Genomic DNA, 13,040 nt, shown 5'->3' on the forward strand with positions numbered 1-13,040 from the left:
GGTCCCATGCTATACTTCGCGCACGCTTTTTTGAGGGGCCAAGCAAAGCCTTCAACGAAGAGTCCGCTGAGAGTCAAGCCAGCACAGGTCCCCATCGTCTAGAGGCCTAGGACATCACCCTTTCACGGTGAGTACAGGGGTTCGAATCCCCTTGGGGACGCCAGGATTTAGTTGTAAGGTAATAGCGCAGTGCTGAACGGGCCTGACAAGTCAGGCTTTTTTTGTTTCTGCAACATTGCTGCAGTACCGGGTCAGGATGCGAAGTAGAGCATTCAGGACAGATTTCTGTCCCCATCGTCTAGAGGCCTAGGACATCACCCTTTCACGGTGAGTACAGGGGTTCGAATCCCCTTGGGGACGCCAGATTCGCAAGTAGTAAGCACGTAAAGTAACAGGTCGGGATGCGGAGTAATGCATCTTGGACAGATTTTCTGTCCCCATCGTCTAGAGGCCTAGGACATCACCCTTTCACGGTGAGTACAGGGGTTCGAATCCCCTTGGGGACGCCAGACCGGCTGAATCAGCCAACAACAAAGCCGCCTGGTAACAGCGCGGCTTTTTTGTTATTTGCCGGCATGCCAACGTTTTTCCTTCACTCTTGCCTGCACATGCCATTACCTAGCGATCGCGCGCCATCCCTGGCCATCTTCTGCAAAGTCGTCGACAACTACGGCGATATCGGCATTTGCTGGCGTTTGGCGCGGCAGTTGAGCGGCGAGCACGGCGTGGCCGTCACCCTGTGGGTCGATGATTTATCCAGTTTCCAGCACATCTGTCCTGAAATCGATGTGGCTGCCGAAGTCCAGCAAGTATCGGGAGTCATGATTCGTCATTGGCGCGGCCAGGATGGCGTGTTTGCGCCGGCCGATATCGCCGATATCGTCATCGAGTTTTTCGCCTGCGACATTCCGCCCGGCTATATCGCCGCCATGGCGCAGTGCGCGCCGCAGCCGGTGTGGCTGAACCTGGAAGGCTTGACGGCGGAAGAGTGGGTCGAGGGCTGCCATGCGCTGACGTCGCCACGCCACGGCATGATCAAGCATTTCTTCTTCCCCGGTTTTACCAATAAAACGGGCGGCTTGCTGCGCGAAGCGGCGCTCGATGAAAAAAGGCTGGCATTCCAGGCCGATGCGCCCGCCATGGCGGCCTTCCTCGGGCAATTCGGCGTGCGTCAGGCGGAAATGTCTGCTTTGAAAGTATCGCTGTTCTGCTACCCGTCCGCTCCCGTCGCCGAGCTGTTTGGCGTGTGGCAGGCGGGCAGCGAACCCGTGACATGCCTGGTGCCGGAAGGCGTCGCGTTCGATGCCGTTCAGGCGTTTATCGGCGACGAAGCGGCGACGGCTGGTGCGGCGCACACGCGTGGCGCGCTCACCTTGCGCGTGCTGCCTTTCGTGCCGCAAGACGATTACGACCGCTTGCTGTGGGCCTGCGACGTCAATCTCGTGCGCGGCGAGGATTCCTTCGTGCGCGCGCAATGGGCCGGCCAGCCGTTTCTCTGGCATATCTATTTGCAGGATGAAAACTTGCATCACGTGAAATTGCGCGCCTTCCTGCAGCGCTATGCGGCCGATGCCGATGGTGTCATCGACAGCCTGGCGCAGGCGGCGCTGGCCTGGAATGGCGCCAGCGCGGACGCCTTGCCGTGGACGCAGCTGTGGCCCGCCTTGCAGGCCGACCTGCCGCGTATCCGCGCACGCGCGCAGGCTTGGCGGCAGCAGATGCAGTCCAATGGCGATCTGGCAAGTAACTTGCTGGCGTTCGCTGGCGCGACGAGATAGGCGCTTGCCAAAAATTAAGGTAAAATGCCCGGTTATTTCTAACGTATTTTTAACCGATCAAACGCAAGCTTGCGGCGCTGATGGCGCACAGGCGGCAGATGGTCTTCATGCAACCCACTTTTTACGTACATTCCTATGAAACCCGCAAAAGAAATTCGTGTTGGCAATATCATCATGGTCGACAGCAAGCCAATGATCGTGTTGCGTTCTGATGTCAACGGTTCGAGCCGCACGGGCTTCACCTACAAATGGAAGATGAAAAATCTTCTGACGAACACCCCGATGGAAAACGTGTTCCGCGGCGACGACAAGTTTGACGTTGTTGTTCTGGATAAAAAGCCAGTGACGTATTCGTACTTCGCCGACCCGTTGTTTGTTTTCATGGACACCGAGTACAACCAGTATGAAATCGAAGAAGAAAACCTGGGCGATGCACTGCATTACCTGAAGGATGGCATGGAATGCGAAGCCATTTTCTACGACGGCAAGGCTATCTCCGTTGAACTGCCTACGACCATCGCCCGTCAAGTGGTGTACTCGGAGCCTGCAGTCAAGGGCAACACTTCGGGCAACGTCCTGAAAGAAGCCAAGATCGAAAACGCCATCGAAGCGCACCGCCACATCGTGCAAGTGCCGCTGTTCGTGGCACAGGACGATGTCATCGAAATCGACACCCGTACCAACGAATACAAGCGTGTCGTACGCAACTGATTTGCCCCAGTGCCAAATCATCAAGAAACGCTGCCTTCGGGCAGCGTTTTTTTTGCTTGAAAAATAATTACCTTTGACAACAATTGTGTTGCAAGGACTGCTATGCTATAGCTAGAACATTATTGCGGCAGAAACATTGAAGTTTCCTGGAGATACCATGCAGCGCAGTCAGATGTTACGCGGTGGCGCGTCGCGTCCCGTATTGGCCCGTGCCACGGCGCCCGCCAGCCCCATGGCCCACCTGCTCGATGCGGGCGTCTTGCCGCAGCAGCAGATGATGCAGGCAGGCAAGCTCAGTTCGCATGCGCTGACGTCGCAGTACCTGGCGCGTATCCGCTCCCTGTGCAGCATCGGCGCGCGTGCCTATGCCGGCATTGAAATCAATCCCGATGCGCTGAAAATTGCCCTGGAAATGGACCGCGAGCGGCAGGGGCACAAGGTGCGCGGCCCCTTGCATGGCATCCCCATCGTCTTGCGCGACAATATCGCCACCGGCGACCGCATGAAGACGCGCACGCAGGCGCCGCTGGCCACGCAGGCCAGCTGCGATTCCTTTGTCGCGGCGCGCTTGCGCGCGGCTGGCGCCGTCATCATCGGCAAAAGCAATTTGCGCCAGTGGGCCGCCGTCAGCGTGCCGCATGCCAGTGCCAGCTGGGCCGGCCTGACCATCCTGGCCGTGGACAGCGCGGCGGACGGCTCCATTGTCGCGCCTGCTTCAAACTGCGGCCTGGTCGCCATCAAGCCCACGGGCAGCGCTGCCGCCGGGCAGGGCGGTGAGCCAGCCACGGCGGGACCGATGGCGCCCAGCGTGCGCGAGGCGGCCTGGCTGCTCGCTGCCCTGACGGGCGAGCGCCTGGCCGATGGTATGGTGCTCGACGCCGCCGGCTTGCATGGGCGCCGCATCGGCGTGGCGCGCCACCTGTTCGGCCAGTGCGCCGGAACCGATGCCGTGATCGAGCAGGCACTGCTGGTGCTGCGCGAACAAGGCGCGGAATTGATCGAGCCGCCGCCCGCGTCCGAGCCTGGCGGCATCGCAGCGTTGCTGTGCTCGCATGGGCTCGATGCGCTGGTGGGGCCCACGTGCCATGGCGTATCGCAGGCGCAGTGCGCCTTGCCGCATATTACGGTGCCTGCCGGCGTGGTCGGGGGCTTGCCCGTCGGTTTGTCTTTCATCGGACCTGCCCACGGCGACATGCCGCTCATTGCGATGGCCTATGCCTATGAACAGGCGACCTTGCACCGGCGCACACCGGCATTGCCGTCCAGCATCACGCAGGCGCTGCGTTGAACAAGATGATACTTTTCGCTTTCTTTCGATAAACTATGTTTGCAACCTTGCTGCTAAGTGCGGCCGTGGCCGCCACCCCGACTCCTTTTGATGCCGCGCAACTGTCTGGCAGCTGGTCCGACAGCGTGAATACGAGCAGTGTTTGCGAAGAAGCGCGGCACTTTACGCGCATGCAGCTGTCTGACGATCATCAGCGGCTGGCGATCTTCAACGACCGTACCTGGAAAAGCAAGCTCGGTGAAACCAACCGCTTTGCCGCGACCGTGGTGGCGGAAACGGAGCGCAGCCTGACTTTGCGCTATGACAATGAAACGCGTGTCAATGCCGCTGGCAAGCTGGTGGAATGGCAGTTGATCATCGTCGCGCCCGGCGTGTACCGCTGGCGCGAGACGGGCTGGCCGGAGGGCAAGGTCAACGGGGTCGTCGGCATCCGCTGCTCTCCCTGATGCGTGTGTGCAAGCATGGCATTCTGCTATGCTGCCCCCCATTACACTATGCTTTCAGGAGAAGTCATGTCCGCACGTTTGTTGTCCCCCCTGTTCCTGGCCGCCGCCGTGGCGCTGGCCGCCATGCCGGCGCAAGCGCGCACGCCCAGGCTGTCGCTCATTGAGCAAGCGCAAAGCTGCGACGGTGGCCATACCTGCCCGTATTTCCCCGACGTCTACAAGGCGGACTACGCCTTTCGCAAGGCCTTCAATGTGGGCTTGAAAAAAGCCGGCCTGAAGCGGCAGCGCTGGGTGCCCGATGGCGTGGCCAGTCCGCTCAAGCCGGTCGAGATCGACGGCAAGGCGCGCCTGCTGAGCAGCGTCTGCGAACCGCACAATTGCGGCCACCACTACACCATCCTGTACGACCCGGTCGAGCGCAGCATGACGGGCGTGTACATGGGTAGCGACGCCAAGGGGGAACTGCGCACCGTGTATTTCGGCGAGCCCAGCATCGCCGAAGCCGACCTGCTGTTCAAGAACTGATGCACGCGCCACTGCGTATCTCCAGCGAACGCGACGAACTGGACATGCCCATGATCCACCGCTACCTGAGCGAGGAGTCGTACTGGAAGCGCGGCGTGGCGATTGAAACGGTGCGCAAGGGCATCGCCAACGCGCTGAGTTTCGGCGGCTATGTCGATGGTCAGCAAGTGGCGTTCGCCAGGGTCATCACCGATTACACGGATTTCGCCTACCTGCGCGATGTCTTTGTGCTGCCGCCATACCAGGGGCGGGGATATGGCAAGCAGATGGTGGCCGCCGTGCTCGGCGATGCACGCTTGCGCGATGTCGCCTGGATGCTGGGAACCGACGACGCGCATGGCCTGTATGCTGGCTTTGGCTTTGCGCCGCTGGAGGCGCCGCAAAAATACATGCGCCGCCCCGCGCCGTAAAATTATCAAAAAAACCTTTAGGTGGTAAGATAACAATTAGCATTATTGCACAAAATAATGTTGCATTGATAATGACATCATGTCATTATGCGCGCTCTGCAGCGTGCGTTGCTGGTGCTGTGCTTTGCCGTCGCCCATGGGTGTGGCAAAGGTGGTGAGCGGTCCGATTGGTCGTCCCTGGCACGTTTTCTCGTCACTTTAAAGGAATACATCATGAAACAATATGGAGCCGAGTTTCTCGGCACGTTCTGGCTGGTGCTGGGCGGTTGCGGCAGCGCCGTGCTAGCGGCTGCCTTTCCCGGCCTCGGCATCGGCTTTGCCGGTGTGGCACTGGCGTTTGGCCTGACGGTGCTGACCATGGCTTACGCCATCGGTCACATCTCGGGTTGCCATTTGAATCCTGCCGTCTCGATCGGCCTGTGGGCCGGTGGCCGCTTTCCCGCCAAACAACTGTTGCCGTACATCATCGCGCAAGTGCTGGGCGCCATCGTGGCCGGCGGGGTGCTGTACCTGATCGCCAGCGGGCAAGCCGGTTTCGATGTCAGCAAGGGCTTTGCCTCGAACGGCTATGGCGCCCATTCGCCGGGCGGCTATTCGATGCTGTCGGCGCTGGTGATTGAAATCGTGCTGACGATGTTCTTCCTGATCGTCATCCTGGGCGCCACCGACAAGCGCGCCCCGGCCGGCTTCGCCCCGCTGCCGATCGGCCTGGCGCTGACCCTGATCCACCTGATCAGCATTCCCGTGACGAATACCTCCGTCAACCCGGCCCGCAGCACGGGCGTGGCCCTGTACGTGGGCGACTGGGCCACCAGCCAGCTGTGGCTGTTCTGGCTGGCACCCATCATCGGCGCCTTGCTGGGCGCGCTGGCTTACCGCTTGATTGCTGGCGAAAAAGAGTAGGTCGGCTTGGCCCGCAGGGCGTAAGCCGACAATTGCCGGCAAACGACTGGACAAAAGCAGCCCACGGGCTGCTTTTGTCGATTAATCGGCGGCGCGCCACTCGCTCAGGTAGTGCTGCGGCGTGCGGCCCAGGATGCGGCGGAACATGGCGCTGAAGGCGCTGGGGCTGGCGTAGCCCAGCGCATAGGCGATGGCGGCCACGCCTTCGCCCCGGTCCAGGCGGCAAAATGCCTCGGCCAGGTGGACTTGCTGCAGCCATTGGCGGTAGTGCAAGCCTGTTTCCTTGGGAAACAGACGGATCAGGGTGCGCGCGCTGGCGCCCGCATCCTGCGCCCAGTCTTCGATGCTGCGCCGGCTGCCTGGTGCGCTCATGATGGCCGAGCAGACAGCCACCAGGCGGCGGTCGCGTGGCCAGGGTATGGCGAGGGGCACCGTATCGGCCGCCGCCAGTTCCGACAGGATCAGGTGCGCCAGCCAGTCGCCGCGCCCCGCCAGCGCATACTCGATCGGTTCGGCCAGCAAGGCCAGGATCAGCTCGCGCAGCAGCCGGCTCACTTCCAGCACCTTGCAATCGGCGCCATACTGGGCCGCTACCTGCGCATCGATGTACACGGTGCGCATGCTCAGTTCGCTCAAGATGTGAACTTCATGCACGACGCCCACGGGGATCAGCAGGGCGCGCCGGGGCGGCAATATCCACACGCCGTGCCCGGTGGAGACGCGCATCACGCCTTCCGTCGCATACAGCAGTTGCGCCCGCACATGGCTGTGCGGCGCCGTATAGTCGCCCGCCGCATATTGCCTGGACATGGCCGTCACGGGGCGCGGCACATGCTGGTAATCGTGCGAGCTGGTGCTGCGGCTGAACGGCACGCCAGCGGGGTGGGTCTGGGCAGGTTGCTGGGTGTACATGTTGGGCGTTGGCTAGTCTCTTGGTTGTCACTTGGGCGACGATTATTGGAAGTTATCAGTTCAGCGACCATACTATACTGGCTTCTTTGCCGGGCCGCCCGCCGTGCCCGATTATTGCGGATGACACATGCACACAAGCACACCTACCCCAGCATTGGCCACGCCCGTGCCGGCGGCCCCCTCGCTTCATCTTTCCCAACAACCATCCGGTCTGGCCATGCACATCCTGGGCGCCGTCGCCTTCGTGCATTTGCTCAATGACCTGATCCAGGCATTATTGCCGTCGATTTACCCGATGCTGAAAGCCGAGTTTTCACTCAGTTTTACCCAGGTCGGCCTCATAACCCTGACGTTCCAGTGCACGGCCTCGTTGCTGCAGCCCTGGATCGGCTTGTACACGGACCGCCGTCCGCTGCTATTCCTGTTGCCGGTCGGCATGTGCTTTACCCTGGCCGGCGTGCTGATGCTGTCCATCGTCTCGACCTTTCCGACCCTGTTGATCGCTTCGGGCCTGATCGGTGTCGGTTCTTCGACCTTCCACCCGGAAGCGTCGCGCGTGGCGCGCATGGCATCGGGCGGGCGCTACGGCTTTGCGCAATCGCTGTTCCAGGTGGGCGGCAATGTCGGTTCCGCGCTGGGACCGCTGCTGGCGGCGGCCGTCATCGTGAACCGGGGTCAGGGCAATATCGCCTGGTTCAGTCTGCTGGCCGTGCTGGCCATCGGCGTGCTGTACAAGGTCAGCCACTGGTACAGCGGCCACCTGGCCAGCTTCAAGCCGAAGGCGGGCGGCCACGGGCCTAACTTGTCGCGCAACAAGGTGTTGCAAGCGTTGGGCGTGCTGGCCCTGCTGGTGTTCTCGAAGTACATCTACATGGCCAGCCTGTCGAGCTACTACACCTTTTACCTGATCGATAAATTCCATTTGTCCATCGGCGCAGCGCAGCTGTATCTGTTCCTGTTCCTTGCCGCCGTGGCGGCCGGCACCTTCATGGGCGGCCCCATCGGCGACCGCATCGGCCGCAAGCGCGTGATCTGGATTTCCATCCTGGGCGCCGCACCGTTCACTTTGCTGCTGCCGTACGTGGACCTGTTCTGGACGGCCGTCTTGACGGTGATCATCGGTTTCGTCATTTCCTCCGCCTTTTCCGCCATCGTCGTTTTCGCGCAGGAATTGGTGCCGGGCAAGGTGGGCATGATCGCGGGCATCTTCTTTGGCCTGATGTTCGGCGTCTCCGGCATCGCCGCCGCCGCCATGGGCCATCTGGCCGACGTCTCCGGCATCGCCTATGTGTACAAAATCTGCTCCTACCTGCCGCTGCTGGGCATATTGACGGTGCTGCTGCCGCATATCGAGCAGGCGAAAAAATAAGCGGGTGACGCGGGAGGGCTTGACGGCCCGCCCGCGTACATGCGATAGTTGTCTCATGATCTCTTCCATCCTCCATCCAGTCCTTGCATACCGCGCCGCTGCTGCGCTGTGTCCGTGTACCTGGCTTCGTGAGGATGCGGCCCGGCGCCGTTAAATTTTTTACTCCTCATTCCGATGGCCACAGTGTTGAAAAACCTGTGGCCATTTTCTTTTTCCGCAACGCGCATGAAAGTCCCGCATGACACTTCATTTGTACGATACGTATAGCCGCAGCCTGCGGCCGTTCGAACCCATCGCCCCGGGCCAGGCGGGCCTGTACGCCTGCGGCCCCACCGTCTACGATTACGCGCACATCGGCAACTTGCGCACCTATCTGTTTGTCGACGGCTTGCGCCGCGCGCTCGCGTTCAATGGCTTGCAGGTGCGCCACGTGATGAACATCACGGACGTGGGCCATTTGACGTCGGATGCGGACAGCGGCGACGACAAGATCGAGGCGCGCAGCCGGCGCAGCGGCGAGTCGGCCTGGGACATCGCCGCCGCATTCACGCGCGCGTTTGAAGACGATTTGCGCCAGTTGAATATCCTGTCGCCCACCGTCTGGTGCCGCGCCACGGACCACATCGCGGAGCAGATCGCGTTCGTCGGCGACCTGGAAACGAAGGGTTACACCTACCGCACGGACGACGGCATCTATTTCGACACGACGCGCCAGGACGATTATGGAAAACTGGCGCGCCTGAAGCGCGATGGCCTGCAGGCGGGGAAGCGGGTGGAGCTGGGCGAGAAGCGCGATATCTGCGACTTCGCGCTGTGGAAGTTCAGCGGCGTACCGGGCCAGCGCCAGATGGAGTGGGACAGCCCCTGGGGCCTGGGTTTTCCCGGCTGGCATATCGAATGCTCGGCCATGGCGGAAAAGCACCTGGGCACGTATTTCGACATCCATTGCGGCGGCGAAGACCACGTGGCCGTCCACCACAGCAACGAGATCGCGCAAACGCAGGCGCGCCACGGCACGCGCCTGGCCAACTTCTGGCTGCACGGCGCTTTCCTCAAGACGCAGGATGCGAAGATGTCGAAATCCTCGGGCGACTTTTTGCGTTTGCAAAGCCTGGTGGAGCAGGGTGTCGATCCGCTCGCCTACCGCTACCTGTGCCTGGGCGCCCATTACCGCAGCAGCCTCAATTTCACGGACGACGCCTTGCGCGCCGCCGCCAGCGGCCTGGCGCGTCTGCGCGTGGCCGTGCATGGCCTGGGAGATGCGGGCGGCGAGGCAGATCCCGCGTGGCTGGCGCGCTTTGCGCAGCAGGTCAACGATGACTTGAATTATCCGCGTGCGCTGGCCGTGGCCTGGGAGCTGCTGAAAAGCGATGTACCCGATAGCGCCAAAAAAGCGACCTTGCTGCGCTTCGACGAGGCCTTGGGCCTGGACTTGCCGCGCTGGCAGCCGGCGCAGGTGGACGTGCCGCAGCAGGTTCAGGCCTGGATGGCAGAAAGGGCGCTCGCGCGCGCGCAGCGCCAGTGGGCCGAGGCGGACCGTTTGCGCGCACTGGCGCGTGCGGCTGGCTACGACATCGACGATACGCCGCAAGGGCAACAGGCGCGGCCTTTGTGAAGATGTCCTGCATAATGGCCGCCTGATGAAACTGGAGATGCCGTGAAGCGTCGTTTGCTGTTATTGAGTTGTTGCCTGGCCTTTTCTGCCGCGCAGGCGGCCAGCGAGTGTCCCGGCTTTCCCGCGCTGGCCACATCGGGCGAGGCGCTGCTGGAGCAAGTGCGCGCGCTGCCGCCCGTCGGTATCGACCGCGAACGGCAGGCGTGCGCGCCGGCGACCATCATCGACTTCGCCTACAGCGGCGGCACCTTGTGCAGTTTTGGCGGCGAGGTCGATGTCGCGACGGCCGCCGTCACGCGCCTGACCGATGGCGGAGAACTGGTCGAATACCTGTATCTGTTCCCGTATGCGCCCGCCTCGCACGCGCGCTTGCTGGCGCTGCTGGCCGCGCGTTTTAATCAAGTCGACAAGGCGGCCTGGCCCGCCTTTCTGCAGGTGGTCAAGCCTGGCAAGGAAACCACGGCCCTGTTCACGCATGGCGGCTACTATATCTCGCTGGGCAAGCCCACCGAAGGCGATCCTGCCGCATGGTATTCGAATGTGATCTTTGAAAAGATGGATAAACCTGCATTGGGCGTGCGCAAAGTCTGCCAGGAGGGGAGCGATGGCTGAAGCGGATGCCTTTCCGGCGGCATTGGCCGTCACTGTGACGCAGCTGTTGCCAGCGCTGGGGAGCAGCCGGGCACACCCGCCATTTGCCGTGTATCAGAATGGCGAGGCTTTGCTGATCCCGACGCGCACGTACTATGACCGCGAGCAGTTGCTCACTTGTACCCGGCTGCCCGGCGACGCCGGCGTGATCGCCCTGTGCCTGGGCACGCGCCACCATGACGGCCATCTGCGCGAAGCGTGTTTAAGACAGCTATTGCTGCAGGAGCGGGCGTGGACGGTGCCGTTCGTCGTGCACCTGTGCGGCGAATACGTGCTGCAGATTGTCGAGGTGATTGGCGCGGCGCTGCCGGCCTGGAATGGGGAGGCGCTGGCGCGCTACCTGCGGGAGAACCCCGCCTATGTAGCCACGCTGGAGCGGCGCGCCGTCAGCTACTGGAACTGCTACTACCGCGGGCGCTATCCCGAATGGGAAGACTATCCGGGATGCAGGGCCATGGCGGCCCTGCGTGCCTTGCAGGCGCTTACGCCTCGATAAAGCGCATCTTGAAGCTGCGGCCTTTGATGTTGCCGAAGTCGCGGCCCAGGGAGTTACCGGCGTTGAGGCGCTTGAAGGCCGCTTCGGCCACCTTGCGGTCGAGCGCCACGTAGGTCATGAACTCGAATACGTTGATCTTGCCCACTTGCTCCTTGGTCAGGCCCGCGTCACCTGTCAGCGCGCCAAGCAAGTCGCCCGGACGCAGCTTGTCCTTCTTGCCGCCCATGATGCACAGGGTAACCATCGGCGCCGGCAGCGCCTCGATCCCGTCGTCTTCCGCCAGTTCCTTCAGGTCGTGCCATTCGGCGGCGCTGTTCTGGTACTGCTCGATCAGCTTGACCCATTTTTTCTCGTTCGGCGCGCACAGCGACAGGGCCAGGCCCTTCTTGCTGCCGCGGCCCGTGCGGCCGATGCGGTGGATGTGCACTTCCGTGTCTTTCGAGACGTCGACGTTGATCACGGCGCCCAGGTCGGAAATATCGAGGCCGCGCGCGGCGACGTCGGTGGCCACCAGCACGGAACAGCTGCGGTTGGCGAACAGCACCAGGATTTCATCGCGCTCGCGCTGTTCCAGCTCGCCATACAGGGCCAGCGCGGAAAAGCCTTGCTGGCGCAGTTCGTCGGCCAGTTCGCGGCAATGCACCTTGGTGTTGCAGAAGGCCAGCGTCGATTCCGGCTTGAAGTGTTTCAACAGCTTGCCGACGGCGCCATTGCGTTCGTCGAAGCCGATTTCATAGAAGCGCTGCTCGATCTTGTCGTTGTCGTGCTGTGCCTCGACCGTCACTTCCAGCGGATTGACGAGGAATGATGCCGTGGCGCGGCGGATGTCTTCCGGATACGTGGCCGAGAACAGCAGGGTCTGGCGGCGCGCCGGGCAGGCGCTGACGATGCCGGCGATTTCCTCGTAAAAGCCCATGTCCGTCATGCGGTCCGCCTCATCGAGCACCAGCGTTTGCACATGGTTCAGGTTGATGGTGCCGCGGCCCAGGTGGTCGCGCATGCGGCCCGGCGTGCCGACGACGATGTGGGCGCCGTGTTCCAGCGAAGCGATTTGCGGGCGCATCGGCGCGCCGCCCGTCAGGGTCAGGATCTTGATGTTGCCGGCCGCGCGGGCCAGGCGGCGCAATTCATTGGCTACCTGGTCGGCCAGTTCGCGCGTGGGGCACAGCACCAGGCCTTGCACGGCAAACCAGGCCGGATTGAGCTTGTGCAGGATGCCGATGCCGAAGGCGGCCGTCTTGCCGCTGCCCGTCTTGGCCTGGGCGATCAGGTCGCGGCCATCGAGCACCGCCGGCAGGCTTTGCGCCTGGATGGTGGTCATCTCGTGGTAGCCGAGCGAGTCCAGATTGGCCAGGAAGGCGGGCGTCAGCGGCAGGCTGGAAAAAGAATTGGTGGTGGTGGTGTTCATAGGGGCGGAGCCGGTAAAAAGCGGGTGGATGGGCACAGTCTACAGGCTTACGCCCTTGTGCGGTGGTGTGGAAGCCGGCGGCAAACGGCCGCCGGCATGGGGTTAATTATCGGGCGCCCAGATGGGCAAGCCGGTGAGATCAAGGCCGGCGTCGCGCGTCCACACGGGCAGGCCCGTGGCATCGGTCGGTTCCAGCAATTCGAGCTGCACCTGCTTCAAAGCCACCTTGCGCGCGCGCGTGCGGCGCTGCGGTTCCGGCGCCGGCTCTGGCGCCTCGTGCGCTGGCAGCTGGCCGAAGCCGGGCAAGTCGATGGTGGCGTTGTCTTTTTTATCTCTCATTTCTGAACCTCTGGTCCCTGGCAGCGAAAAAATGGCGCCGGGGAGCGGGCAAAAAGCTGTCCGCTGTGTGAATACTCTGTGCGTCTCGTCCACAAAACAAAAGCCCGGCTACTGGAGTCGGGCTCATTGTTGGAACAACCGTCAGGAATACCTGTCCTGCGGATTTAAGTGCGGCACGCAGTGTATCAC

General features: G+C 62.2%; 14 protein-coding genes and 3 tRNA genes. 14 read left to right on the forward strand and 3 right to left on the reverse strand.

The window, feature by feature from the left end; translation table 11 throughout:
- Positions 1-87: 87 nt before the first annotated feature.
- From O0882_RS26440 to aqpZ, 10 genes are all read left to right on the forward strand, one after another.
- Positions 88-163, forward strand: a tRNA-Glu gene (locus tag O0882_RS26440).
- A 124-nt stretch (positions 164-287) separates the two neighbouring features.
- A tRNA-Glu gene (locus O0882_RS26445) sits at positions 288-363 on the forward strand.
- A gap of 70 nt (positions 364-433) precedes the next feature.
- A tRNA-Glu gene (locus tag O0882_RS26450) sits at positions 434-509 on the forward strand.
- A gap of 99 nt (positions 510-608) precedes the next feature.
- On the forward strand, positions 609-1,778 hold the full coding sequence (earP, locus tag O0882_RS26455) for an elongation factor P maturation arginine rhamnosyltransferase EarP (protein ID WP_289952797.1): 1,170 nt from the start codon (positions 609-611) through the stop codon (positions 1,776-1,778).
- Between the two features lie 135 nt (positions 1,779-1,913).
- Positions 1,914-2,489: an elongation factor P gene (locus tag O0882_RS26460; RefSeq protein WP_071078242.1), complete on the forward strand. Its 576-nt coding sequence runs from the start codon at positions 1,914-1,916 to the stop codon at positions 2,487-2,489.
- A 157-nt stretch (positions 2,490-2,646) separates the two neighbouring features.
- The gene (locus tag O0882_RS26465; protein WP_289952800.1) at positions 2,647-3,777 is read left to right on the forward strand and encodes an amidase family protein; all 1,131 of its coding nucleotides are present in this window, start codon (positions 2,647-2,649) and stop codon (positions 3,775-3,777) included.
- 35 nt (positions 3,778-3,812) lie between these two features.
- Positions 3,813-4,223 (forward strand): hypothetical protein, encoded by a 411-nt coding sequence (locus O0882_RS26470; protein WP_289952802.1) that lies wholly within the window; start codon positions 3,813-3,815, stop codon positions 4,221-4,223.
- 66 nt (positions 4,224-4,289) lie between these two features.
- Positions 4,290-4,748: an Ivy family c-type lysozyme inhibitor gene (locus O0882_RS26475; RefSeq protein ID WP_289952805.1), complete on the forward strand. Its 459-nt coding sequence runs from the start codon at positions 4,290-4,292 to the stop codon at positions 4,746-4,748.
- The gene (locus tag O0882_RS26480) at positions 4,748-5,158 is read left to right on the forward strand and encodes a GNAT family N-acetyltransferase (RefSeq protein ID WP_289952807.1); all 411 of its coding nucleotides are present in this window, start codon (positions 4,748-4,750) and stop codon (positions 5,156-5,158) included. The genes O0882_RS26475 and O0882_RS26480 overlap by 1 nt, the downstream gene beginning before the upstream one ends.
- 213 nt (positions 5,159-5,371) lie before the next feature.
- Positions 5,372-6,061 (forward strand): aquaporin Z, encoded by a 690-nt coding sequence (gene aqpZ, locus O0882_RS26485; protein WP_289952809.1) that lies wholly within the window; start codon positions 5,372-5,374, stop codon positions 6,059-6,061.
- Positions 6,062-6,142: 81 nt separating this feature from the next.
- On the opposite strand, the gene O0882_RS26490 is transcribed toward aqpZ, so the two are convergent.
- Positions 6,143-6,973, reverse strand: a complete 831-nt coding sequence (locus O0882_RS26490) for a helix-turn-helix transcriptional regulator (RefSeq protein WP_289952811.1) — start codon at positions 6,971-6,973, stop codon at positions 6,143-6,145.
- A gap of 217 nt (positions 6,974-7,190) precedes the next feature.
- Here O0882_RS26490 and O0882_RS26495 point away from each other — a divergent pair, with 217 nt between their 5' ends.
- The 4 genes from O0882_RS26495 to O0882_RS26510 all read left to right on the forward strand — a co-directional run bounded on the left by O0882_RS26495 (position 7,191) and on the right by O0882_RS26510 (position 11,104).
- Positions 7,191-8,342 (forward strand): MFS transporter, encoded by a 1,152-nt coding sequence (locus O0882_RS26495; protein WP_289952948.1) that lies wholly within the window; start codon positions 7,191-7,193, stop codon positions 8,340-8,342.
- A 238-nt stretch (positions 8,343-8,580) separates the two neighbouring features.
- Positions 8,581-9,957: a cysteine--tRNA ligase gene (gene cysS, locus O0882_RS26500; RefSeq protein ID WP_289952814.1), complete on the forward strand. Its 1,377-nt coding sequence runs from the start codon at positions 8,581-8,583 to the stop codon at positions 9,955-9,957.
- 42 nt (positions 9,958-9,999) lie between these two features.
- Positions 10,000-10,569 carry a hypothetical protein gene (locus O0882_RS26505; RefSeq protein ID WP_289952816.1) on the forward strand — a complete coding sequence of 190 codons (570 nt, stop codon included), beginning with the start codon at positions 10,000-10,002 and terminating at the stop codon, positions 10,567-10,569.
- The gene (locus O0882_RS26510; protein WP_289952817.1) at positions 10,562-11,104 is read left to right on the forward strand and encodes a hypothetical protein; all 543 of its coding nucleotides are present in this window, start codon (positions 10,562-10,564) and stop codon (positions 11,102-11,104) included. Before O0882_RS26505 ends, O0882_RS26510 begins: the two co-directional genes overlap by 8 nt.
- Here the strand turns inward: O0882_RS26510 and dbpA are convergent.
- Both dbpA and O0882_RS26520 read right to left on the reverse strand, forming a co-directional pair.
- On the reverse strand, positions 11,091-12,512 hold the full coding sequence (gene dbpA / locus O0882_RS26515) for an ATP-dependent RNA helicase DbpA (protein ID WP_289952832.1): 1,422 nt from the start codon (positions 12,510-12,512) through the stop codon (positions 11,091-11,093). The two genes, O0882_RS26510 and dbpA, sit on opposite strands and share 14 nt — an antisense overlap.
- 102 nt (positions 12,513-12,614) lie before the next feature.
- Entirely contained in the window at positions 12,615-12,851 is a 237-nt protein-coding gene (locus O0882_RS26520) for a hypothetical protein (RefSeq protein ID WP_099759870.1), read from the reverse strand.
- Positions 12,852-13,040: the final 189 nt, after the last annotated feature.

This window comes from Janthinobacterium sp. SUN073, assembly GCF_030397665.1.
Taxonomy (GTDB): Bacteria; Pseudomonadota; Gammaproteobacteria; order Burkholderiales; family Burkholderiaceae_D; genus Janthinobacterium.

Bases quoted from the DNA above. Each gene is read 5' to 3' on its own strand.
- earP (WP_289952797.1), top strand. From the start codon at position 609: ATGCCATTACCTAGCGATCGCGCGCCATCCCTGGCCATCTTCTGCAAA.
- O0882_RS26460 (WP_071078242.1), top strand. From the start codon at position 1,914: ATGAAACCCGCAAAAGAAATTCGTGTTGGCAATATCATCATGGTCGAC.
- O0882_RS26465 (WP_289952800.1), top strand. From the start codon at position 2,647: ATGCAGCGCAGTCAGATGTTACGCGGTGGCGCGTCGCGTCCCGTATTG.
- O0882_RS26470 (WP_289952802.1), top strand. From the start codon at position 3,813: ATGTTTGCAACCTTGCTGCTAAGTGCGGCCGTGGCCGCCACCCCGACT.
- O0882_RS26475 (WP_289952805.1), top strand. From the start codon at position 4,290: ATGTCCGCACGTTTGTTGTCCCCCCTGTTCCTGGCCGCCGCCGTGGCG.
- O0882_RS26480 (WP_289952807.1), top strand. From the start codon at position 4,748: ATGCACGCGCCACTGCGTATCTCCAGCGAACGCGACGAACTGGACATG.
- aqpZ (WP_289952809.1), top strand. From the start codon at position 5,372: ATGAAACAATATGGAGCCGAGTTTCTCGGCACGTTCTGGCTGGTGCTG.
- O0882_RS26490 (WP_289952811.1), bottom strand. From the start codon at position 6,973: ATGTACACCCAGCAACCTGCCCAGACCCACCCCGCTGGCGTGCCGTTC.
- O0882_RS26495 (WP_289952948.1), top strand. From the start codon at position 7,191: ATGCACATCCTGGGCGCCGTCGCCTTCGTGCATTTGCTCAATGACCTG.
- cysS (WP_289952814.1), top strand. From the start codon at position 8,581: ATGACACTTCATTTGTACGATACGTATAGCCGCAGCCTGCGGCCGTTC.
- O0882_RS26510 (WP_289952817.1), top strand. From the start codon at position 10,562: ATGGCTGAAGCGGATGCCTTTCCGGCGGCATTGGCCGTCACTGTGACG.
- dbpA (WP_289952832.1), bottom strand. From the start codon at position 12,512: ATGAACACCACCACCACCAATTCTTTTTCCAGCCTGCCGCTGACGCCC.
- O0882_RS26520 (WP_099759870.1), bottom strand. From the start codon at position 12,851: ATGAGAGATAAAAAAGACAACGCCACCATCGACTTGCCCGGCTTCGGC.